This is a genomic window from Paenibacillus sp. FSL H3-0321, assembly GCF_038002865.1.
GTDB lineage: Bacteria > Bacillota > Bacilli > Paenibacillales > Paenibacillaceae > Paenibacillus_AQ.
The window spans coordinates 7699158-7720146 of record NZ_JBBODH010000001.1 but is presented as its reverse complement, the minus strand read 5'-3'; the positions used below and the strand labels follow the sequence as shown (position 1 = coordinate 7720146).

Here is a 20989-nt window from a genome sequence, read left to right as displayed (position 1 = left end):
TAAACGGTGCAGCTGCCGGGCTTGCAAATCAAGCGGCAGGCACACCGAGTTCTTTGAATTCATTGCTCGTTTATATGTTTACCATTTCAGTACCGAGGCACCCCAAGTAAGGCCGCCGCCGAAGCCAACCATCAGCACGGTGTCGCCTTCCTTCATCCGGCCCTCTTCCGCTGCTTCAACCAGCGCGAGCGGAATCGAAGCTGCAGACGTGTTGGCGTATCTGTCGACGTTGATTACGCATTTCTCTTCCGGCAGATCCAAACGCTGCATAGCCGATTGAATGATGCGGATATTCGCCTGGTGCGGCACGAACAGATCAATATCTTCTTTAGTCAGACCTGCTTTGGTAAGCACACGCTCGGTAGCAGTACCCATCACCCGAACGGCGAACTTGAACACCTCACGGCCGTTCATGTAGATGAAATGCTTCTTGTCGTCTATCGTCTGCTGGGAAGCCGGCATACGCGAGCCGCCCGCTTCCATCTTCAGCAGGCTGCCTCCGGAGCCTTCAGCACCGAGATCAAAGGATTGGAAACCTCTGCCTTCCGGAACTTCGCCGAGAATAACCGCTCCCGCGCCGTCTCCGAACAACACGCAAGTGTTGCGGTCCGTGTAATCCGTAATCCGCGACAAGGTATCCGCTCCAATGATCAATGCATTGTTATACATCCCGTTCTGGATAAATCCGGTTGCTGTTGCCAGACTGTAGACGAAGCCGGAGCAGGCTGCGGACAAGTCAAAAGCCGCGGCTCCTTTGGCCCCCAGTTTGTCCTGCAGAATGCAGGCTGTGGACGGAAAAGAACTGTCAGGTGTAACTGTTGCTATAATAATGAGATCCAGATCCTCCGCCTTCATACCTGCTGATTCCAGCGCCTTCAGCGCAGCTTCATAAGCAAGATCCGAAGTCGCCTCATGAGGAGCGGCAATATGCCGTTCACGGATCCCTGTCCGGCTGACAATCCATTCATCATTCGTTTCGACTATCTTTTCCAAATCGCTGTTGGTTAATATTTTTTCGGGCACATATTTTCCTGTACCAATTATTCCTACCGGACGCAACTGTTTCATATCGTCACTCACTTCCCGCTAATTTCCTTGGATATGCTGGACACGAGACCCGCCTGCAGCGCAATCCGCGCTTGTCTGACTGCATTCTTAACCGCGTTACCGTCAGATGAGCCGTGCCCCTTCACTACCAGACCGCTAAGACCGAGCAGCGGCGCTCCGCCGTGCTCCTTGTAATCCATCTTCCCCTTGAGGCTTCTGAGCTCCGGCATCAGTATAGCCGCACCCAGCTTGGTTTTGAGCGAACGGCTGAACTGTTCCTTCAGTAGAGAGAACATAGCGCCCGCCGTACCTTCAAGTGTCTTCAGAAGAATGTTGCCCGCAAACCCGTCACAAACAAGCACATCACAATTACCCGTCAGCACATCACGTGCTTCAACATTACCAACAAAGTGAATTCCAGGCAATGCGGCTAGCAGAGGATACGCTTCTTTGGTCAATTCATTCCCTTTGCCCGGCTCAGTGCCCACATTCAGGAGCCCTACACGCGGCTTGGCAATTCCGTGCACTTTGCTGCGGTAGATGCTGCCCATCAGCGCGTATTGTGCGAGGTGCTGTGGCTTGGCATCCATGTTGGCCCCCAGATCAAGGGCGAGTACGCCGACATCATCGAGCGTCGGAATCATCGGAGCAAGTGCCGGGCGCTCTATCCCATCCATTCTCCCCACCACAAGCAGCCCCGTGGTCATCAGCGCGCCTGTGTTCCCGGAAGAGATCATAGCATCGGCTTCCCCTTCACGCACCATACGTCCAGCCACAACCATGGATGAATCCTTCTTGCGGCGGACTGCTTTGACCGGCTCTTCATCGGAGCCAATCACTTCCCCCGCATGACGCACCGTCACATTGGACGGCTTATTCTTCAGCAGCGGCTCAAGTCTGGCTTCGTCGCCGACGAGCACAATCTGCGTATCGCTCCATTCCGCGGCCGCGGACAATGCCCCTTCCACATTGCATTCAGGAGCATTATCGCCTCCCATGGCATCAATGGCGATCAGCACTGCGGTTTCCCCCTTCGCTGTATTCTTCAATTGCGGATCGGTACACTACAAAATGGCCCTGAAACACGAGTTCTTCTCCGACATACGTAAATACGTCCACCTCAGCTTTGCCGTTCCGGCCAGCGAGCGAACGCACCTGCGCTTTGGCAATACATTTCTCACCTAACCGGACCATGCGCACAAACCGGATGTCGGCTGAAGCGGTCAGGGCAATTTCGTCATTGATCACGGCAACCGCCAGCGAATTGGCCTGTCCGAACACGTAGTGGCCACGAGCGATCCCGTTTCTGGAGAAGACATGCTCCTCACGAATTTCAAATATGGAAATGCCGCTCTTGTCCAGCTGCAGATCGACAATATCGCCGACCACTTCATCGGCAGGCAAGGAGCGCACCTGATCATAAGAATGTTCAGCCATTTGCTTCATCCGTTCACGCAGCTCCGGAATCCCCAGCTCCAGCCGGTCCAGACGGATGGTCTGAATGCTCACCTTGAGCTGCCGGGTTAACTCCCTGTCGGTCACAAATGGATTGCCATCAATAATACCCAGCAGCTGCTGCTGGCGCTCTTTCTTGGACATCCGCTCTATGGCGGCTCACCTCCTGGCACATGCTGAACTTAGCATCCGGCCGCGAGAAGGCCGCTAGCGTCATCAATATAAAGGTCATAAACTTCATTTAGAACCTGGTACTAATATGTAGTATAAAGCATGCTGCGGCAAAAATAAAGCTTTGCCTGAAAAGCGGCATAACCACACGGCTTCAGCCACACAATAACAGAGGGAAATCTTTACCCATCCCCAAAAAAATAGCACCCCACCATTAGATGAAGTGCTACTCTTATTAGAAACTATTGTTTGATGATCTCTCTTGCTTTGTAAGTTCCGCAAACTTTGCATACGTGGTGAGCCAGTTTCAGCTCTCCGCATTGTTCGCATTTCACCATGCCCGGCACAACCAGTTTGAAGTGGGTGCGGCGTTTGTCACGGCGTGTTTTGGACGTTCTCCGTTGAGGTACTGCCATTGTGTTACACCTCCTAATTCGGTTTTAACCCGCCTATCGCGGGATTTGTTCTTAGTCATACTTCATTTGAAAAAGTCTTTCAACCCAGCGAGTCGAGGATCGATCACTGTGTTGTCGCAACTGCAGGTGCCTTCGTTCAAGTTTTGTCCGCATTTCTGACAAAGACCAAGACAGTCTGCCTTGCACAATACCGAATCCGGCAAGTGCAGTACGAAGTTTTCTTCCACGAACGGGACAAGCTCCACAGTCTCATCTTTGATGTAAATGAGTTCATCATCTTCATCTTCGGGAAGAATTGGCTCCTTAAGCCACTTGAAAGTCTCCGCAAAAGGAATGTTCAGTTTACTGTTGACCTCGGTGAGACAACGTGAACATAACATGTCCACCTCTCCACTCAGTCTTCCCACCACGTTCACACAATCGGTATCCGCGGGCAGCGCTTTAAGGTCCACCAAGAGCGGTGCAACAGCAAGTATATCCTTTCGCCCTTTGACAAGCTCGCTGACATCCATAGTTTCATGAATATTCAGAGGCTCATCGACATTTGCCATTTTGCGAAAGTGAATCTTCATAATCATCACTCCAAACAAACAAAATTTATTATACCTATTATTACCGAACTTTGTCAACCATTTTCCCTTTATATTGTTTCAGTAAGAGGGACAATTTATGATATAACTATTAAATCACCATATTTCTCAGAATACGGAGTGAAGCAGCTGTGACAACCGTCGGCATAATAGCAGAATACAACCCTTTACATAACGGGCATGTCCACCATTTCAATGAAGCCAAAAAAATCTCCGGCGCGGACAGTGTGATCGTCATCATGAGCGGCCCGTTCACCCAGCGCGGCGAGCCGGCTGCGGTCAGTAAACGGGCCCGCACGGAGATGGCGCTGCATATGGGCGCCGATCTCGTGATTGAACTGCCGGTCGCTTATGCCCTTCAACCGGCAGAGTGGTTCGCCTTCGGAGCTGTATCCCTGCTGGAAGCGACCGGGGTCGTGGACAGCCTGTGCTTCGGCTCCGAAGCCGGCACTTTGGGTGAGCTGCTGCCGCTGGCCGGATTCCTGGCCGAAGAAAGCAGCGAGCTTCAGAGCGAGATCCGCCGCCGCATGGCGCTAGGCACGAGCTTCCCCGCCGCATACAGCGCCGCGGCAGCGTCCGTCTGGGAAGGGTCTCTCCCGTTAGAGGAAAAACCCTTCGATGCCGAAGAACTGCTGCGGCAGCCGAACAACAGTCTCGGCCTGCATTACCTGATCGCCCTGCGGCGGCTCGGCAGTGTCATCAGACCTCTTACCGTGCCGCGCACTGGCGCAGGCTTCCATGACCCGCTGCAGGCGGGGTCTTCGATTGCCAGCGCAACAGCAATCCGCCGGCTTCTTAATGAAGGCGGCTCGCCTGCAGAATTCATGCCAGAATATAGCGTGTCCATCCTGGAAAGAGAGCATGCAGCCGGCAGAGGCCCTTTGAGCCTGGAGGACTTCCGCACCCAGCTCCGTCATGTGCTGACTACGCATACTGCCGCGGAGCTGAGGTCCCTGCAGGATATGAATGAAGGGCTTGAGAACCGGCTGCTGAGAGTCATGCCGCAGCTTGAACAATTCTCGGTCAGCGAATTGCTGCAAGTATTAAAGAGCAGACGCTACACGCACACACGGCTGCAGAGATTGCTGCTGCATGCCCTGCTGAACCACAGCAAGGAGGAAATGACACCTTCCCGGCTGGCTCAAGGCCCCGGTTACATTCGGGTTCTAGGGTTCAGTGAAAGCGGCAGAAAGCTGCTCAAGAACATGAAGGGAAGTGCCTCACTTCCCGTTGTCCTGAGTCCTGCCCATTTCTCACATCCCATGCTTGAACGCGATCTCCAAGCCTCCGCCGCGTATGCCGGAGCTTTCGCCTATCCTCTGCGGACTGATCTGTACAGCGATTTCTTGCAGCCGCCGGTTAGGGTTTGACCGGCAGCTCTTCCATATATTTCAGCGCCTCATCCAGAGTGGATACAGGCACCAGCTTCATTGAGGTGCCTATTTTATCCGCTCTGGCTTTGGCTTCATCATAATTCTTAACCGGCACGAAAAAAATCTCCGCATCCTCCCGGTCTGCAGCAACAATCTTATGCTTCACTCCGCCAATGGCCCCTACCTTGCCTTCAGCGTCAATAGTTCCAGTTCCCGCTACCCGGTGACCTTTGGTTAAATCGCCTTTAGTAAGCTGGTTATAAATTTCCATCGTAAACATTAGGCCTGCCGAGGGTCCTCCGACACTGGTATCCACAAACCTGACCGCTTTTCCTGCTTCCTTCGGCTGTACCTTCTGCACCGCGCCAATCACAACCCCAAATCCTGGGCGGCCCGCCGCAGTCTCCTTGTCTTTAACCTCCACCAGTGTTACCTGTTCCTTGACTTCCTTACCGCTCCGCTGCAGTACGACTTCTACCTGATCGCCAACCTTGCTTGAGGAAAGCAGTTTGGAGAGCGCAGTGGGGTCAGGCACAGTTTGCCCTTGAACACGGATGATTTTGTCGCCTATTTGAAATTGGTCCTGGCTGCTTTCCTCCGGAACTGAGAAGACATACAGATAGTCTACAACATCCTCATAAGGAACGCCCGCAGCATGATAGGCTGCCTGAACGGAAGAAGACTGGGAGCTGCTCATATAATACACCTGCTCAGCCGCATATTCCTGCTCACTCTTATCCCCTAGCCTGGTCTCTTTCAATACGACTTCCGCATTGGAATTAAACGCAGAAGCCACTAATAGGGCAACATTGGCGTAGCTCGCGGATACGGTCGTCATCATGAATGTGCCCTGCTCCTGCGGATCGGCATTCTCCACCTTGATCATCGGTGCCACCTCTGAGGCACTGCCCGGCTGATACACGAGATATGGAGTATTCATAAATACTGCAACATAGAGTATAACCACAAAAGTAAACAAGTAGGCTATGGCGCGAACGCCTACCCGGCGTTTCAGTTGCCTCAATGCAATTCCCTTCTTTCCCCGCGGCTCTATGCTTATGTCTCCAAATAAACTTCGGAGCTGTATCCTCTCCGCTGTGGCATGATGGTTGTCTGCCCTGCATAAATTGATAACAGTCTCAGCCCATGTCCTAAGTTATGAAGAGGTGATGCTCATAATGAATAACTTTAAAATACGCCGGTTCACTTCTGCCTCGGTTCCCTTTCTGTCCGGGGCCGTTGCCATTGTGCTCGCCATTGCGATTATCTTATCGCCGGAGTCCTCCTTCCAGGCTTCCCTTCAGGGTCTGAAGCTCTGGTGGACGCTTGTCTTCCCGGCGCTTCTGCCCTTTCTGATGTTATCAGAAATGCTCACAGCCACGGGATTCGTGCATGGACTCGGAGTACTGCTGGAGCCGGTAATGACCAGGATTTTCCGCCTTCCGGGAGCCGGAGGCTGGACACTCGCCCTCGGAATGACCGCCGGTTTCCCGGCTGGTGCAGGCGGAGTGCAATTACTGCATAAGCAGGGCAGCATTACGGACAAGGAGGCTGGACGTTTGGCTTCCATCGCCCACTTCGCCAGTCCGGTTACGCTGCTCATTGTAGTCGGCGTTGCTTTTCTGCACAGTCCTGCCGCCGGATATACCCTGCTGGCCATCCACTGGATTTCGGGACTTGCCGCAGGCGTAACCGCGACCTTGCTCACAGGTCGGCCAAAAACCGAAGCTCCGGTGGTAGTTCCATCACAGCGCAAAACGGCTTCATTGCCCAGACGGATGCATCAGGCTGTAACAGAAGCCCGGGCAAGAGATGGCCGCGGATTCGGCAAGCTGCTCGGCGAATCCGTCTCTACTGCCGTTCAGAGCCTGATGGTCATCGGCGGCTACATGATTATGTTCGCTGTTGTCATAAATATTGCTACTTCTCTAGTTCCGCAGCTGCCTCCGGCTTTGGCGGCAAGTTTTCTGGAGATTCATCTCGGAGCAAATGCACTGACCTCAGAACTGACAGCGCCTCACGACTTTAGTTCCATGGGGATCACAGGCCTGGCCCTGCTATCAGCTGCTCTCGGCTGGAGCGGAATTTGCGGCCAGCTCCAAGCACTTACCTTGCTTAAAAGGGCGAAAATCTCTTTCCTGCCTTATGCCGCCGTCCGCTTGCTGCATGGAGTATTTGCCTTTGCTTTTACCCTATTATTATGGACCCCGCTGATGAATCTCCGTGAAACCGTACTGCCGGCGGTGGCGGGTCCCGAGGTTGCCGAATCGACCGCAACACTGGGAGCATTGAACGTATGGAACGTAGTCCCCCAGTTGCTTGGCCTGCAATCACTGCTGCTGCTGGTGATCATCGCTCTGTCTGCCGCTGTATCTGCTGTTACTTGGCTCCGCCGTCTAAACGGCTGAATTTAAGCTTCATTGCCTGTTCTACCTCAGGGGTCACAAAATCCGACACATTCCCGCCAAAGTGGGCGATTTCCTTGACCACACTTGAGCTAAGGTAGGAATATTTCGGATTGGTCATCATAAAGATCGTTTCCGCTTCAGGGTCCAAATTATGATTAATGGATGCATTCTGCAATTCGTATTCGAAGTCGGTGACCGTGCGGATCCCGCGGACAATGACTTGAGCATCCTTTTGGCGAAGATAATTAACCAGCAGATCGCGGAAACTGTCAACCTCCACATTCGGAATATCCGCAGTAGCCTGCCGCAGCAGCTCTGTACGCTCTTCTACCGAAAACATCGGATTCTTGCTTAGGTTGTTAAGCACGGTAACAATCAGTCTGTCGAATTGTTTGGCTGCACGCCGGATAATATCCATATGTCCCATCGTTACCGGATCAAAGCTCCCGGGATAAATGGCAACACGTTCTTTTCTAATTTGCAGACTCATCATTACCCTCCTTACCACTCACAGCCTCTTCACGGAGAGCGGATTCATACTGATAAATTGAAATTGTCGTCTCGCCGTATACGGCCTGTCTGGTTCTATAGAACCCCGGAATATCCTCCGGATAGGCATAGCCTGATTCATGCTCCAGCACGATGACCGCGTCTGATCTAAGCAGACCTTTTTGCGCCATTGCCATCATCAGCTCATCCCCATGCTTTAGCCTGTACGGCGGGTCCAGGAACACAAGATCAAACGAACGTCCCCGCTTCTCCAGCGCGCTAAGGGCTCTGCCGGCATCATTGCGGTAAACCTCAGCTTGCGCTTCCAGCTTAGCTGCCTTCAGATTCGCACGCACCGTGTCGATGCTTTTCTGCTCCATATCCACAAATACCGCACTGTCCATCCCTCTGCTCAAGGCTTCAATGCCAAGACCGCCAGTACCTGCGAACAAATCAAGCGCTGCCCCGCCCTCGAAATAAGGACCGATCATACTGAACACCGCTTCTTTTACCTTGTCGGTTGTAGGCCGCGTTCCGCTGCCCGGAACACTCTTCAGGGGCCTCCCCTTTGCACTTCCCGATACAACTCTCAACGATTATTCACCTGCTCTATGTCTCTGTTTATTATGCCGCTTAAGGCACAAGTCCAAGCCTATAGTACCACAATTGTCTATTGAAATAAAAAGATTGTCTACCGTTGTCACATTGAGGCCGGCAGATTTTTTTTAACGTCCACAGGTATAAGACTGGAGCAACCGGGACATCATGTAACTATCGACATCACAAAATGTCGTAGACAACCGCGGAGCAGGCTTACGTTTCCCCATAAGCTCTTCGTCCGGTTTCTCCTCTCCCATGAAAGAGGCCCTAGAAATAGGGCCTCGATTTTTGTTCTATGAACCCTTATAAATCAATGGTTTGTTAGTTATTATTAAAATGGTTCTATCGATCTTCTCGTCATTTGGGCACCAATTGGGCACCGTTACCCTAAACTTTTTCAGTTTAATAAACAAATTTCTGATCATCATTTTGAGCTAGATTACATAATTTCCGTGACCTCCCCTTGTTTCTGGGCATGAAAAAAGTCACCCGGCTTATGGATGGATTTATGTACCGCTTATGAGATTGTGATATAGAAAAGATTAGCTACGGTCGTTTAATGATACTCAAACGAATTGGAAAACTGCCATCTTTAAATATCATTTTCGCCTCTTGCTATCCCACCGATTCATTGTCTCTTCAATAAGCACTCCAAAACCTTCGATCGTTTGAATCATTTGTTCAATTCGGCGCCGATCCTGTTCGTCTTGTACTACACAACTCCTGATACCAACCCTGCCCCAAAAGCAGATCCAGGCAGAGAAATTCAACCGTCTATTCCTTACCACGACCTTCCTTGGCACCTTTCATCCCGACGCCAATAAGGACGACACGATCTTCAATCACCAGCAGAGGCGCAGACCGTCCAACGACCTGAAGCAGCCCAGAGAATCGCGGCAGATCGTCCTAAGAGCAAACAAAATCCGATGCCTGGGAGCACCGGATCAAGGTGACTATTTAATTCGCTTTAACTGAGCTTCCTGGTCTATGGACCGAACCGATAGCAATTCAATAATTTTATGTTGCAACTCTTGAACCTCTTCAATTCTCTTCACACGATCATTTGTGTCCAAGACAGCTTGTTTTATAAGAGTCTGTTCTGTCTCTATCCGATCCAACCGTTCATTCACAGGTACTAACTCTTCCCGAATAACGGACCTCAATAACTGCACCAAATCATTATCCATGCGCTCCGCTCCCTCAAACTTAATATTTAGATTGTACCAGAATCAAAATTTTTATTCTACTTGGGGAATTTGGGTGGTCACATTATTGACTTGATGCAAATTAAACTTTTATCAACCGATAAGTACTGTTCTAGGTTTGACCTCTTCTATTCCAATTATTGAACCACTGTTGCTTAATGCCTCACTTAATTGTTTGTACAGCCATAATATTCTAATAGCTTCCCATTAAGTAAACGAAAATCAGATGGTATAGTTGATGATGTTTTATCTTTAATCGATAGAGAGTCAGCAATTTTATTTGCTTGAGCAGGTGCATTATTCTTGAACCCAATACCATCTCTGCTTTGTGTAAATAAAATAAAACCCTACCAGCGGCAGGGTATATACACTTAAATCTCGCTCCAACTTACAGTAGGTTCAACAACACCATCCCGGGAAGTTGAGACCCACCAATATTAGACCAATTCTGCTTTCTTGTTATCGTCGGAGTTACGTCCTGCAGAAGAATTTATTCCTCGTCATCAAAAAGTGGTGTAGACAAGTAGCGCTCTCCTGTATCCGGCAGGATAATAACGATGTTCTTCCCTTGATTCCCGGGGCGTTTGGCTATTTGCGATGCGGCATAAACAGCAGCTCCGGAGGAAATCCCTACAAGAAGGCCTTCTGTTCTGGCCAGACTGCGCGCCGTTTCGTATGCTTCTTCGTTCTTAACCTGAAAAATTTCGTCCACCACGTCTTGGTCAAAATTATCGGGCACAAAATTGGCTCCAATGCCCTGAATCTGATGCCCTTTTGGCTTGCCACCGGAAAGGACCGGCGAATCTGCCGGCTCGACAGCAATTACTTGCACGCCCGGTTTTCTCGCTTTCAATACTGCTCCGACACCGGAAATGGTTCCCCCAGTACCTACCCCAGCCACAAAAATGTCCACTTCCCCGCCGGTATCCTTCCAAATTTCTTCTGCAGTTGTGTCGCGGTGAATTTGTGGATTGGCCGGATTGCTGAACTGCTGCGGAATGAAAGAATTCGGGATTGCTGCAGCCAGCTCTTCCGCCTTGGTAACCGCGCCTAACATCCCTTCAGCCGCCGGGGTCAAAATAAGCTCAGCTCCAAGCGCCTTCAGCAGTTTGCGGCGTTCCACGCTGAACGATTCAGGCAGCACGATCATCAGCCTGTAACCAAGTGCAGCAGCCGCAAAAGCCAGTCCAATCCCGGTGTTTCCGCTGGTAGGTTCAATCAAAACTGAATCTTTTTGGATCAGCCCTCTGGTTTCAGCATCTTTGATCATCGCAAAGCCGATACGGTCCTTTACACTACCAGCAGGGTTAAAGTACTCCAGTTTCCCGATAAGCTTAGCTTCAACCTGATGAGAATTGCTGTAATTTGCCAGCTCCAGCAGCGGTGTATTGCCAATCAGATCGGTTAGATTCTTATAAATAGTTGTCACAACAATTCCTCCAATAAATTAATAATACAGCTAGTCATATATCTAGGGATAACCGTAGCATATCTCTGCATTGTATGCCATTCTCATAGATCTCTTCAGGATAATGTTTTGTAAAAAAATCTATATCCACGGCCACTATTCTGAAGCCGCATTTCTGGTACAGCGCAAGCTGCCCTACACTTGAATTACCGGTGCCCACTTCCATCACGCTGTACCCTTCTTGTCTGGCGATCTGTATGGCGTGCATCACCATTTGTTTACCTATTCCTCTGCCCTGCTGCTCTTCAGCAACCGCAATATTTACCAGTTCAACCGTAACAGGTCTTGTCGGCAGCAGCACATATACTCCCACAACATCCTCTTTGTCAACTGCGAGATAACAATCACCTCTTTTTGCATAATCCTCCACTTTCGGCAGAGAAGGATCAGCTGACAACAGCAGCTCCAGCGGCAGACTTTCACCATTTTTTATTTTCCTGAAATCCATAACGATCTCCTTGTTTAGGCATTATCCTCAAATATAAATGTTTTGGTGCATTATGTAAATCGGACTAGACACAGAAAAAAGCGCGTCCCCGGCAAAAAGCCCGGGAACACGCCGATGTGCTATTCAGCTTAGATGAAACAGGCACTCAAAATAATGACCAACAGGATATAAAGAACCAGAATTGCACCTGTTGATGTAAAAGGACTTACCGGACAATTATGAACGCCACCAACATTACCGCCGTATCCGCAATCTGCACCCATGAGATTACCTCCTTCATAATGATTACTACAAGGTAGAATATGTATTGGCTGGCTTAACAGATTGGGCGAAACGGTCAAAATTTAGGCCACGGCAAATGTATATGTAGAGGTCTTGTCATGCCCAACATTTCAGGCATGACAAGACACAGTAACCTTAAATTAATCGGAGACCAGAATGCCGTCAAAACTCTCCGGACCGACACGAACCGTGCCGAGCAGGTTGGAACTAACGAAAGCAGTGTACGTTAATTGAGGAGTTATCGGCGGGTTAAAGTCTGCAGCTGAAAACGTGATGACTTGTGGCGCCAAGACGCTAAGGCTAAACGTAGAGGTAGCAGAATATACAACCGGATCGGTACTAAGCGTCCCTCTCACTATTGTAATTGTAATACCAGCCAGCGCTAGCGGAAGCGTCAGAGAGATTGTTCCTTTTAACAATACTCGCGGATTCGTCGTAGCACCTGCGGTGACCAAGCCGATTTGTCCGAACAGCTGCGGAGCATTCAGCAGCAGAATCGGAATGGCAATAGAGTTCGCTATGCTCGCGTTCTGCGAGGTTCGAGCATCAAGATAAGTTCCCATGATGAGCACCCCCTTTCCTTTCTTGCATTTTTTATTGTATTAAGAGAGATTACTTATTGCTTGTACATAACACCATTAGGTTCAATGATTTATAGTAAATCTTTAATAGATTCGGAAGAATCGGCAATCACAGGATATTAATCTTTAGTCGTTCCATCTCTTTTGTTAAAAGCCAGTTCAAACAGACCCGTGGCGGACAATCCTGCCAGTCCGCCTGCCCACAGACGCAGCACCAGATTCATATCTGTAAAAGGATAGGCAACGGCCCCGACTAATAATCCTATGGCCAGACCAACCGCCGGAACAAGGTTGCGCGGAAGCTTCACGCTATTCTTCACAAGCTGCACTAGAGCCATTACAAACACGGCTAACACCGATGCGAAAGCAAGCACATTGTTAAGCGCATCGTTATACATGACGTTCACCCCTCCTTCCGGGATGACAGCAATCCCGCCCGATGCAATACTGTCAGAACCCGGTAGAAATCCAAGCTGCCGCCGATGGGCGTATCCAGCAGTCCCGCCGTCACTGCAGCACTGACAGCCGACTCCGCCCATGCCGGGACATTCATCACCATCCGGCCTTCGATTAGGGAAAGGCGCTCAGTCGCACTAGTGATCGCCCGCCCCTGCTCCTGTACACCTGTCTTCAGCGTATCCCTGCTGACTGCAAGATCGGACAACAACATCCGCAGCTCTTTCAGCTCTTTTTCCAGACTTGCAAGCTTTTGCTTATCTTCCGCTGACATCTCGTCCTCCTCCTTAATTTCATCATATGCGTACAAGTTATAGGTATTCATTATCTTAATCAGCTTTGCCGCATACTTGGGATCAGTTGCATATCCCGCTGCCGCAATTTCCCGTGCGGCCGTTTTTCCATCCGCACCAATCACCTTGCTGTATAGGCTGTGATTCCATGAGACCCCGCCGATGAGCAACGCAGAATGGTCGGCCACCGATTCACCCCAGTTATTGTAAGCACGGAAGGCCGCAGTCACCTGCACCGCTTTGCCGTCTCTGTACTCTGTTGTCCGTACCGCCACACTTCCGGCAGATCCGCTGCCTTTAATCCCAAAAAGGTTATTGGCTTTAACCGTTAGACTGCTGTTCCCCCAACTGGATTCCAGCGCTGCCTGCGCAATGGTCAGCGAGGCCGCAATATGACTGCGCTCCATATCTTCGATTGCGTAGGGTGTAATTCTGGAAATAAATTCGGTCTCCGTCATCTCATCACATCCTCTCCCTATATTAAATGCGCATTCTGCCAAATAGCTTGTGCTTATCCCTATGAATTCAGGATAGCTGTTTAGCTAAATGAATAAAGGGGTAATGAATTATCAATTGTTCATCCAACACCGTACATAGAGCAACCAGCTTAAAGATAAACGGCCCTGATTTTACCAAAACTTTACCTGAATTTGATAGAAAAGCTATTGTTAGTTGCTAAATTTTGGGGTAGTATATAGTGAAAATTAACTATTTAGGAGGGTCTATTGGACTATGCCATCATATTATTTTAAAGAGTTGTGGACACCCCTTAGATGGTTTGGCATTAAATTATTTCATGATGACGAAGGGAGCCTCTGGATCAAATGGTGGGCTTCCCCCCGAAAAAAATTGCGCTAAGGGTTTCACTTACAACTAAGAATCTCATTAGAATAGCAACACAAAAAAACCTTTCTTAGGATACAGCGGCAGGTTAACCGCTATATCTACACAGAAAGGTTTTTTGGCTGCACAGTACCTATTAGCAAGCGGCTTCAAATGTAATCCGATTTTTGCCGCTGCGTTTAGAAATATATAATGCCTCGTCCGCCAGCCGCAGAGTTTCGGCCGTATCCAAGCAGTCTGGAGTCCATACGGCTGCTCCGACACTGCATCCGACCTGTATGGTATCGCCTCCAATGACGACCGGCAGATTAACTTTGCTGATGATGCGCGCTGCAACAACCTCCGACTCCTGCATGGGTTTGCTTGCAGAAGTATTCAGAATGATCACAAATTCATCTCCGCCCAGACGGGCAACGATTTCATTGTCACGGGTGCACTCCCGCAGCCGCACAGCCACCTGCTGGAGCAAAACATCTCCGGTTGCGTGGCCGAAAGTATCATTCACTTTTTTAAATCCATCCAGATCCATGTACAGAAAACTGAGGGTTGTCCGGTTCAATTTGGCCTTGTTCACCGCGTGAACCAAAAATTCGTTCAATCCGGCCCGGTTCGGCAGCCCTGTTAGCACATCGTGCAGAGCCATATCTGACATATAGCTCAGCTTATTCTCTGTTTTGGTCAGATTGCTGACCAGATTCCGCAGTGAAGTTGACAAGATGGCCACATCCTTAAAGCGGGACAAGGCGGGGATTTCCACATTGGCACCGGAACTGAGCAAATCTGCCGTTTTGGCGATTTGATTCAGCGGGCGGGCAATCCATCCGGCAAGCAGCCAGCCCAGAATTCCGAAAATTACGGCAGCTGCCAATCCACTTAATATGATAAATCTTTCGAGCTGATGAACAGTTGCGAAAGCAACATCTGTGGGCTGACGAACTAGAACTGACCAGCCCAAACCCGGATAATTCAAATAACCGTCCCCGTAAGCGTATCCGGTCAGATAAGCATCTTTTCCGCTGCCGCTGTCCACGATCCATGAATTTCCGCCCTCCCGGGCTTTCTGCAGCGTTTCATTCGCCATTTTCTTCCCTACCAGCCCAGAGGGTCCAAGCAGTATAGTATCATCCTTCTGGCTGACTACGAAGATTTCCACATCTTTCATCCGTTCTTTGAGCGGGTCCAGAATAGATTTCTCTACCTCACGCGACCACTCCCAGCTCAAATGCGCTGCCAGTACACCATTAAGCATTCCCACCTTGTCGTAGACCGGGACACTCACGTCCACGAATTGCAAGGCTTCTCCGGATGGATTAGGCAAGAGCTTTGCCAATAACACGGCATCATGCACATCACCCGTGAACAAACCCTTCCGGCCTTCCTGAAATACGGGTCTTTGGCTGATATCCTTTCCAAGGAGAATGTTGTCCGTTGCGGAAAGCACAGTTCCCTTCGGGTCAAGATAACCGACCCAGGTGAACACCGGCAGGCTGCTCTTCAATTGATTCAGCAATCCGCTGATTTCTTGAGTGTCCAGCGGCTTCTGGAAAGCGTTAAGCTTGCTCAGCACTTCCACTTCACCGGAACGCGACCACATGAAATGATCCAGTTTCTCCGACATTTGATATGCCTCTGCAGCAAGCGAGCCCCCGATACTTACCTCCACAGATTTCGTGGCTTGATTCCCGATTACATAAATAAGCAGTGCAGTCAGCAAGATAATAATTACCGCAAAGGCACTGGCAAAAAAAGTCCGCAGGTTAAACGTCATGCACATTCTCCCCATATCTTTCGCAGAATAGTGTCGATAATTTTTTTATCGGATAAAGCCGCAGGAATTATAAATCTGCAATCTTAAAGTCAGCCTTGTAGACAGAAAAACAGCTCCGCCCTTATCTTACAGAGCGGAGCTGTTCGCGTATCCAATATCAGCCGACTTTAGCCCCCAGCGAACGTGCCAGCAGCACCGCCTGTTCCACATCGAGCCTAACTCCCTTTAAGTCCAGACTTTTCAGGTCAATCCCTTCTAGCTTAGCATCTCTTAGATCCGCTCCCGCAAGCTTGCACTGGGCGAGCTGTACCCGGCTTAAATCCGCACCGCGCAGATCGCATTTTTGCAAATTGCAGCCTAGCATGTCTGCCTCAGCGAACTTGATACCCCGCAGGTCCTGCCTGCTGAGGTTAATATGCCGCAAATTGGTGTAAGACCAATCCCCGCTGATCAGCGTAATACCGTCCATATATGCATTGGAGAAATCGGAGCCGACCATTTTGCAATCCTCGAATTTAGACACAAACAGATTTGCCCCGGAGAACTTGCAATTGGTAAACGCCGCTCCTTTATGTAGCGAGGCATTCAGCAATGCTCCGGTAAAATCACAATCCACAAAACGGCAGCCGCTGGAAGTCATTTCTTCCATAGAAGCTCCCTTAAAAGAACACCTATCAAACGTACAGCTGTTCAGTTCTCCATCACGCAATTCGGCGTAATCAAAATTATGCCCGGTAAAATTTTCATTGTCATATTGATACACGGGGTATCTGCTCCTCTCTCGTTTCAACAAATAAGTAAAACTTTTCTTTTTAAAAAATAGCACTTTAGGAGATTGTTCAAATGAAACCATTTCGTTATAATAGCAAATAAACTAGCGGAGGTGAACAATGGACGACTCCAGCAGAAAAGAACCGTTCCGATATGTAATGAACCAGCCCATCGAATGCTGGCTTGAACTTCCTGCTGGTAACAACGGTCCCGGGGCAGGCAAGCTTACGGAAGGCGTACTGCTTGACCTTAGCCGTTCAGGGTGCAAAATCCGAACTTCGCTGAATCTCCGCTTCACTGCAGGCGATACGAAGATAATTATCCACTTTCAGCTGGCAGAAGACAAACTTCAGTTTGTGGGAAGTGTACGCTGGGGCTGGATGTTCGGACTTGGCCAATATCAATATGGGGTAAGACTGGATTTGCAGGAGGATGAAGAAGAGCAACTCCTGCGGGAGCTGGAAAGCTGGACTAACACGCGCAGCGCCCAGTAAGTTGGTTAATAGGGCACAGCCAGGAGTCCTCCTCAGAGGACTTCTTTTGCTGTGCAAACACGAAAAGCAGGGCAATTAGCCCTGCTTTTGTTCAGCAGCAAACGCCGCATGAGTAGTGAGTATCCCCAACCCCCCTCCCAAATGGAGCGGCGGTTTAAGCCTCTACCCTTCTCTTCAGCAGCACGTTCATCACATAGATTAGAATAACTGCAACTGCCGCTTCAAATAACATAGGCCAGTAATTAAGATCTGGATAGGAGAATGTAATCCCGCTGCGAACCGAGTCCACATCAAGAACATCAAACTCGAACATGCTCTCCACACCCGCGAGAGAACTTTTAAACATCAGCTGTTCAAGATAAGACAGCCCGTTCTGGAATACCACCAATACAGCGATGATGATCCATATCTTTCCTCTGACCCGCAGACTATTAGCCACCGTGATGGCAAACATAATGGAGATCAGCGTTAAACCGGAGAACCAGATAAGCTGCAGCATGCAGTTTAGGGCAACCGGCCAGAAGTTTCCCGGGAGGAAATCCGCCGAATATACGAGAATATAGATCCCAAGATGCAGGGTTGCGATGATAACAACGGAAAATAGCAGCGCCCAGCAGAGCAGCAGCGGTGACAAGATGGTATACAGAGAACTCAATGGCAGAAGCCGGCGGTGATAGGATTTCAAATTGCGGCCATAGGTAATCGCGCTAGTCAGCAGGAGACTGATCCCCACTACGACATACGTGGTCAGATTGATTGCGACCAATTGAACCCCCATGTTTCTGTTCCAATACCATGTGGCGGCATGCACCAGAATTGCGATTACAAAGTACGCAAGAATCCGGTCACGGCTCCGTCTAAAATCGTATTTTATCAGCTTCAGCATTCTGCATACACCTCTCTGAACAGCTCGTCAATGCTTTTTCCCCGTTGCAGCCTTAACTCCTCCACATCACTTTGCAGGACGATTTCTCCTTCTTTTATAAAAATAACTTCGTCAAAGATCCGTTCGATGTCTGTTACCAGATGCGTCGAGAGCAAAATGCTGCTGTCTTCCTCGTAAAATTCCATCAGCGCATTGAGGATTTTGGTCCGTGCCACAGGGTCCACTCCGCCAATAGGTTCATCCAGCATGTATAAACTCGCCCGCCGCGAGAGGACCATGGTCAGCTGCAGCCGTTCGTTCATCCCTTTGGAGAGCGTCTGCACCCTATCCCGTTCACTAAGCTTCATAAACTCCAGCATACGTTTGGCTTTGACCGGGTCAAAATCCGGATAGAAGTCACGCTGAAATTTCATCGCATCTCCCACACTCATCCAAGGGTCTGTCAGGGGCCGGTCCGGCATAAACGAAACCAATGCTTTGCTTTGTTTCCCTACCGGAACACCGAGCACAGACACACTGCCTGACGTTGGCTGTGCCAGCCCGGCAATCAGCTTCATGAGTGTACTTTTCCCGCTGCCGTTGCTGCCGAGCAGTCCGGTGATTCTGCCTGCACCGAGTTCAAAAGAAACCCCGCGCAGCGCCTGTTTTGAGCCGTATTTTTTAGTAACCTGTTGTACTTGAAGTATACTGTCCACCCTGGCAATCCCCCTATTTACTATTCCTTTGTGCAATATTCTCCGCCACGACCGTCAAGATCTCTTCTCCCTGGAAACCCAGCTCCTCCATGCCGCGGATAAACCGGTCCAAGACATCCTGGGCCATCTCTTTTTTAATGGTCATAATGGTCTCTTCCCTCCCCGTAACATATCTGCCCATACCCCGCCGTGTTTCCACAATCTCTTCACGCTCCAATTCTTGAAAGGTTCTTTGCACCGTGTTTGGATTTATCTGCAATTCTGCGGCCAGTTCCCGCACCGAGAGGATTTTATCGCCGGGTTTCAGCTTGCCTGTGATAATCTCGCCTTTGATATAATTCATGATCTGAATATATATGGGCTGGTTGTTGTCAAATTCAATGGTCATCAAGCAACGTCCCTTCGTCTGAACACCACAAACCCCGCCAGCAGAAACGCAATCAGATAGACCGCCAGCATAACAATGGAAAAGCCAAGAGTCATTCCCGGCAACGGCGCTGCGTTGTTGTGGTAGACACTAAGATTTATATTCGGAAACAGAAAGTATTTGTAAAAATCACGGTAAATAACTACTTTATCCAAGGTCAGCGCAAACATCGTAATCCCGATAGTCACTCCTGTGGAGGTCGTCAGCACCCCGATCATAAACGCCAGCGTTACATATACGACCGTGTACACGCAGCCGTACAGCAGCGAAAGTAGTATATCTCTTATTCCCGCTTCTCCCCCGCCAACGTCAAACCAAATGGCACCCGAGAGATAGACAGCCACGGCGGCAACTGCGGTCAGACTCAGCGCGAACAGCAGTACCGTTACATACTTGGAGGCTAGAATAGCCATACGGCTGCGTGCGCGGATAAGCAGAAACTTGATCGTTCCTTGACTATACTCCTTGGATACGATCCCCGCTGTTCCAATGATGGCGAGTATAGCGATGACCTGGCCTATTCCGGTTGGCTGCAGCATCACCGCCGTAAACTCGGAAGCAGAGGCGAATGACTCTTCGGAAAAAGCTTTGATCATATAGCCTAACAGAAGCGGCAGCAGAATCAGCAGTACATGCGGCACGAAAAAAGAACGTTTCTTCGACAGCTTCAGCCATTCATTCAGCACCAGATAATTAAATTTACGCAATGCGGTTGCCCCCCGTCCATTTCAAGAAATCTTCCTCAAGGCTTTGTTTGTTCTCCGTAATCCGGTATACGCCGACATTGGCTCTTCCCAATGCCTCAACGAGTTCAGGCACTCTAATGTCATGCAGCCGTATGTTTAGTTCAGAACGGGCCTCATCCACGCTGCCCAGCCCCACTCCCTGCATCTCTTGTATAACTCGTTGTGCGGCTTCCATCCCGCCTACCCGGACAGTGAGTGACACTTCTCCTTCCGTCTCTTCCCCGGCACCCAGCTTGGTTACCGTCACCAGCTTTCCGTTCTGAATGACAACGGCCCGATGGCAAATTTGTTCAATCTCCGCCAGCATGTGGCTGGAAATGAGAATGGATATCCCTTCAACTTCAGCGATTGTCCGCATATAATCACGCATTTCGCGTATTCCCGCAGGATCCAGACCATTCGTCGGCTCATCCAGAATCAGCAGCTTCGGTGAATGGAGCAGCGCCTGGGCGATACCGAGCCGCTGCCGCATCCCAAGTGAATAAGCCTTTACCTTCTTGCTCATCGCTTCCTGCAGCCCAACCAATTGCACAACCTCTTCAATCCGCGATTCCGGAACATCATCACTCATCCGTACATATTGCTTCAGATTATCCAGCCCGGTCATATGCGGATAAAACTCAGGGTTCTCAATAATCGCTCCGATATGGGCTATTGCCCTATTAAAATCATTGCGGATGCTATGTCCTTGAACCAGCACATCCCCTTCGCTCATCTTGATCAAGCCGGTCATCATGCGGATCGTTGTTGTCTTTCCGGCACCGTTCGGTCCGAGCAGCCCGACAATTTCTCCTTTGCGGATGTCAAAAGACAACTGATCTACTATCGCCTTTCCTTTGATAACCTTACTGACCTGATTCATCTGCAGCACAATGGTATCTTTCCCTTGTGTTGCAAGCCTCTGTGTACTCATTGACTGTTTCATAGCAACCTCCCTGAAAAAGTGAAAATATTGGAGAAACAAATACTGTATCGGTGTGTTAGTTACATAGTACACTAGTATCAATGTGATGTAAAGCCATTTTTTAGGAATTGGGTACCATTAAAAGGCGGTCCCATAGTTCCTCGTCCAAGACT

Annotated in this window: 25 protein-coding genes; 3 read left to right on the top strand and 22 right to left on the bottom strand. The window is 49.7% G+C overall.

Going from position 1 to position 20989, the window contains the following annotated elements; genetic code table 11:
• Positions 1-78: 78 nt before the first annotated feature.
• From MHI45_RS34230 to MHI45_RS34210, 5 genes are all read right to left on the bottom strand, one after another.
• A complete protein-coding gene (locus MHI45_RS34230) occupies positions 79-1068 on the bottom strand; it encodes a beta-ketoacyl-ACP synthase III (protein ID WP_144024237.1) in 990 nt (329 codons plus the stop codon).
• Between the two features lie 8 nt (positions 1069-1076).
• Positions 1077-2066, bottom strand: a complete 990-nt coding sequence (gene plsX / locus MHI45_RS34225) for a phosphate acyltransferase PlsX (protein WP_038591196.1) — start codon at positions 2064-2066, stop codon at positions 1077-1079.
• Positions 2050-2646, bottom strand: coding sequence for a transcription factor FapR (fapR, locus tag MHI45_RS34220; RefSeq protein ID WP_076109228.1), 597 nt, complete (start codon positions 2644-2646; stop codon positions 2050-2052). The genes plsX and fapR overlap by 17 nt, the downstream gene beginning before the upstream one ends.
• Before the next feature lie 269 nt (positions 2647-2915).
• Positions 2916-3089, bottom strand: a complete 174-nt coding sequence (rpmF, locus tag MHI45_RS34215) for a 50S ribosomal protein L32 (protein ID WP_019911234.1) — start codon at positions 3087-3089, stop codon at positions 2916-2918.
• A 62-nt stretch (positions 3090-3151) separates the two neighbouring features.
• Positions 3152-3661 (bottom strand): YceD family protein, encoded by a 510-nt coding sequence (locus MHI45_RS34210; RefSeq protein WP_038591190.1) that lies wholly within the window; start codon positions 3659-3661, stop codon positions 3152-3154.
• Positions 3662-3810: 149 nt separating this feature from the next.
• Between MHI45_RS34210 and MHI45_RS34205 the strand changes: the two genes are divergently transcribed.
• On the top strand, positions 3811-5049 hold the full coding sequence (locus MHI45_RS34205) for a nucleotidyltransferase (protein ID WP_076109227.1): 1239 nt from the start codon (positions 3811-3813) through the stop codon (positions 5047-5049).
• Here the strand turns inward: MHI45_RS34205 and MHI45_RS34200 are convergent.
• Positions 5039-6076: a SepM family pheromone-processing serine protease gene (locus MHI45_RS34200; protein ID WP_076109226.1), complete on the bottom strand. Its 1038-nt coding sequence runs from the start codon at positions 6074-6076 to the stop codon at positions 5039-5041. The two genes, MHI45_RS34205 and MHI45_RS34200, sit on opposite strands and share 11 nt — an antisense overlap.
• Before the next feature lie 154 nt (positions 6077-6230).
• Here MHI45_RS34200 and MHI45_RS34195 point away from each other — a divergent pair, with 154 nt between their 5' ends.
• A complete protein-coding gene (locus MHI45_RS34195) occupies positions 6231-7460 on the top strand; it encodes a nucleoside recognition domain-containing protein (RefSeq protein ID WP_076109225.1) in 1230 nt (409 codons plus the stop codon).
• On the opposite strand, the gene coaD is transcribed toward MHI45_RS34195, so the two are convergent.
• The 11 genes from coaD to MHI45_RS34140 form a co-directional block, all read right to left on the bottom strand.
• Positions 7432-7950, bottom strand: coding sequence for a pantetheine-phosphate adenylyltransferase (gene coaD / locus MHI45_RS34190; RefSeq protein ID WP_144024236.1), 519 nt, complete (start codon positions 7948-7950; stop codon positions 7432-7434). The two genes, MHI45_RS34195 and coaD, sit on opposite strands and share 29 nt — an antisense overlap.
• Positions 7934-8542, bottom strand: a complete 609-nt coding sequence (rsmD, locus tag MHI45_RS34185; RefSeq protein ID WP_038599635.1) for a 16S rRNA (guanine(966)-N(2))-methyltransferase RsmD — start codon at positions 8540-8542, stop codon at positions 7934-7936. Before rsmD ends, coaD begins: the two co-directional genes overlap by 17 nt.
• Positions 8543-9502: 960 nt before the next feature.
• Positions 9503-9736 carry a hypothetical protein gene (locus tag MHI45_RS34180; protein WP_076109224.1) on the bottom strand — a complete coding sequence of 78 codons (234 nt, stop codon included), beginning with the start codon at positions 9734-9736 and terminating at the stop codon, positions 9503-9505.
• Between the two features lie 508 nt (positions 9737-10244).
• Positions 10245-11183, bottom strand: coding sequence for a cysteine synthase A (gene cysK, locus MHI45_RS34175; protein ID WP_076109223.1), 939 nt, complete (start codon positions 11181-11183; stop codon positions 10245-10247).
• Positions 11184-11217: 34 nt separating this feature from the next.
• A complete protein-coding gene (locus MHI45_RS34170) occupies positions 11218-11670 on the bottom strand; it encodes a GNAT family N-acetyltransferase (RefSeq protein WP_076109222.1) in 453 nt (150 codons plus the stop codon).
• Positions 11671-11798: 128 nt separating this feature from the next.
• On the bottom strand, positions 11799-11933 hold the full coding sequence (locus MHI45_RS34165) for a YjcZ family sporulation protein (RefSeq protein WP_218642515.1): 135 nt from the start codon (positions 11931-11933) through the stop codon (positions 11799-11801).
• A gap of 159 nt (positions 11934-12092) precedes the next feature.
• Positions 12093-12515 (bottom strand): hypothetical protein, encoded by a 423-nt coding sequence (locus MHI45_RS34160; RefSeq protein ID WP_038591168.1) that lies wholly within the window; start codon positions 12513-12515, stop codon positions 12093-12095.
• A 137-nt stretch (positions 12516-12652) separates the two neighbouring features.
• The gene (locus tag MHI45_RS34155) at positions 12653-12931 is read right to left on the bottom strand and encodes a holin (protein WP_038591166.1); all 279 of its coding nucleotides are present in this window, start codon (positions 12929-12931) and stop codon (positions 12653-12655) included.
• Positions 12932-12936: 5 nt separating this feature from the next.
• On the bottom strand, positions 12937-13740 hold the full coding sequence (locus tag MHI45_RS34150) for a glycoside hydrolase family 73 protein (RefSeq protein ID WP_341118719.1): 804 nt from the start codon (positions 13738-13740) through the stop codon (positions 12937-12939).
• 521 nt (positions 13741-14261) lie between these two features.
• Entirely contained in the window at positions 14262-15893 is a 1632-nt protein-coding gene (locus MHI45_RS34145) for a sensor domain-containing diguanylate cyclase (protein ID WP_340898625.1), read from the bottom strand.
• A 157-nt stretch (positions 15894-16050) separates the two neighbouring features.
• Positions 16051-16656, bottom strand: a complete 606-nt coding sequence (locus MHI45_RS34140) for a pentapeptide repeat-containing protein (protein WP_218642514.1) — start codon at positions 16654-16656, stop codon at positions 16051-16053.
• Positions 16657-16783: 127 nt separating this feature from the next.
• Between MHI45_RS34140 and MHI45_RS34135 the strand changes: the two genes are divergently transcribed.
• Entirely contained in the window at positions 16784-17158 is a 375-nt protein-coding gene (locus tag MHI45_RS34135; protein WP_038591155.1) for a PilZ domain-containing protein, read from the top strand.
• A gap of 154 nt (positions 17159-17312) precedes the next feature.
• On the opposite strand, the gene MHI45_RS34130 is transcribed toward MHI45_RS34135, so the two are convergent.
• The 5 genes from MHI45_RS34130 to MHI45_RS34110 are packed head-to-tail and all read right to left on the bottom strand — an operon-like array spanning position 17313 to position 20837.
• Entirely contained in the window at positions 17313-18044 is a 732-nt protein-coding gene (locus MHI45_RS34130; RefSeq protein ID WP_076109218.1) for a hypothetical protein, read from the bottom strand.
• On the bottom strand, positions 18038-18739 hold the full coding sequence (locus MHI45_RS34125; RefSeq protein ID WP_076109217.1) for an ABC transporter ATP-binding protein: 702 nt from the start codon (positions 18737-18739) through the stop codon (positions 18038-18040). The genes MHI45_RS34130 and MHI45_RS34125 overlap by 7 nt, the downstream gene beginning before the upstream one ends.
• A 13-nt stretch (positions 18740-18752) precedes the next feature.
• The gene (locus MHI45_RS34120; RefSeq protein WP_038591147.1) at positions 18753-19127 is read right to left on the bottom strand and encodes a GntR family transcriptional regulator; all 375 of its coding nucleotides are present in this window, start codon (positions 19125-19127) and stop codon (positions 18753-18755) included.
• Positions 19127-19873, bottom strand: coding sequence for an ABC transporter permease (locus MHI45_RS34115; protein WP_341118717.1), 747 nt, complete (start codon positions 19871-19873; stop codon positions 19127-19129). The genes MHI45_RS34120 and MHI45_RS34115 overlap by 1 nt, the downstream gene beginning before the upstream one ends.
• Positions 19866-20837, bottom strand: coding sequence for an ABC transporter ATP-binding protein (locus MHI45_RS34110; RefSeq protein ID WP_341118715.1), 972 nt, complete (start codon positions 20835-20837; stop codon positions 19866-19868). The genes MHI45_RS34115 and MHI45_RS34110 overlap by 8 nt, the downstream gene beginning before the upstream one ends.
• Positions 20838-20989: the final 152 nt, after the last annotated feature.

Excerpts from the sequence above, each read along its gene's own strand:
- MHI45_RS34135 (WP_038591155.1), top strand. The coding sequence starts at position 16,784 with ATGGACGACTCCAGCAGAAAAGAACCGTTCCGATATGTAATGAACCAG.
- MHI45_RS34155 (WP_038591166.1), bottom strand. The coding sequence starts at position 12,931 with ATGTATAACGATGCGCTTAACAATGTGCTTGCTTTCGCATCGGTGTTA.
- MHI45_RS34170 (WP_076109222.1), bottom strand. The coding sequence starts at position 11,670 with ATGGATTTCAGGAAAATAAAAAATGGTGAAAGTCTGCCGCTGGAGCTG.
- MHI45_RS34160 (WP_038591168.1), bottom strand. The coding sequence starts at position 12,515 with ATGGGAACTTATCTTGATGCTCGAACCTCGCAGAACGCGAGCATAGCG.
- MHI45_RS34130 (WP_076109218.1), bottom strand. The coding sequence starts at position 18,044 with ATGCTGAAGCTGATAAAATACGATTTTAGACGGAGCCGTGACCGGATT.
- MHI45_RS34210 (WP_038591190.1), bottom strand. The coding sequence starts at position 3,661 with ATGAAGATTCACTTTCGCAAAATGGCAAATGTCGATGAGCCTCTGAAT.
- MHI45_RS34110 (WP_341118715.1), bottom strand. The coding sequence starts at position 20,837 with ATGAAACAGTCAATGAGTACACAGAGGCTTGCAACACAAGGGAAAGAT.
- MHI45_RS34180 (WP_076109224.1), bottom strand. The coding sequence starts at position 9,736 with ATGGATAATGATTTGGTGCAGTTATTGAGGTCCGTTATTCGGGAAGAG.
- MHI45_RS34230 (WP_144024237.1), bottom strand. The coding sequence starts at position 1,068 with ATGAAACAGTTGCGTCCGGTAGGAATAATTGGTACAGGAAAATATGTG.
- MHI45_RS34165 (WP_218642515.1), bottom strand. The coding sequence starts at position 11,933 with ATGGGTGCAGATTGCGGATACGGCGGTAATGTTGGTGGCGTTCATAAT.
- MHI45_RS34150 (WP_341118719.1), bottom strand. The coding sequence starts at position 13,740 with ATGACGGAGACCGAATTTATTTCCAGAATTACACCCTACGCAATCGAA.
- MHI45_RS34145 (WP_340898625.1), bottom strand. The coding sequence starts at position 15,893 with ATGACGTTTAACCTGCGGACTTTTTTTGCCAGTGCCTTTGCGGTAATT.
- fapR (WP_076109228.1), bottom strand. The coding sequence starts at position 2,646 with ATGTCCAAGAAAGAGCGCCAGCAGCAGCTGCTGGGTATTATTGATGGC.
- coaD (WP_144024236.1), bottom strand. The coding sequence starts at position 7,950 with ATGAGTCTGCAAATTAGAAAAGAACGTGTTGCCATTTATCCCGGGAGC.
- MHI45_RS34195 (WP_076109225.1), top strand. The coding sequence starts at position 6,231 with ATGAATAACTTTAAAATACGCCGGTTCACTTCTGCCTCGGTTCCCTTT.
- rpmF (WP_019911234.1), bottom strand. The coding sequence starts at position 3,089 with ATGGCAGTACCTCAACGGAGAACGTCCAAAACACGCCGTGACAAACGC.
- MHI45_RS34120 (WP_038591147.1), bottom strand. The coding sequence starts at position 19,127 with ATGACCATTGAATTTGACAACAACCAGCCCATATATATTCAGATCATG.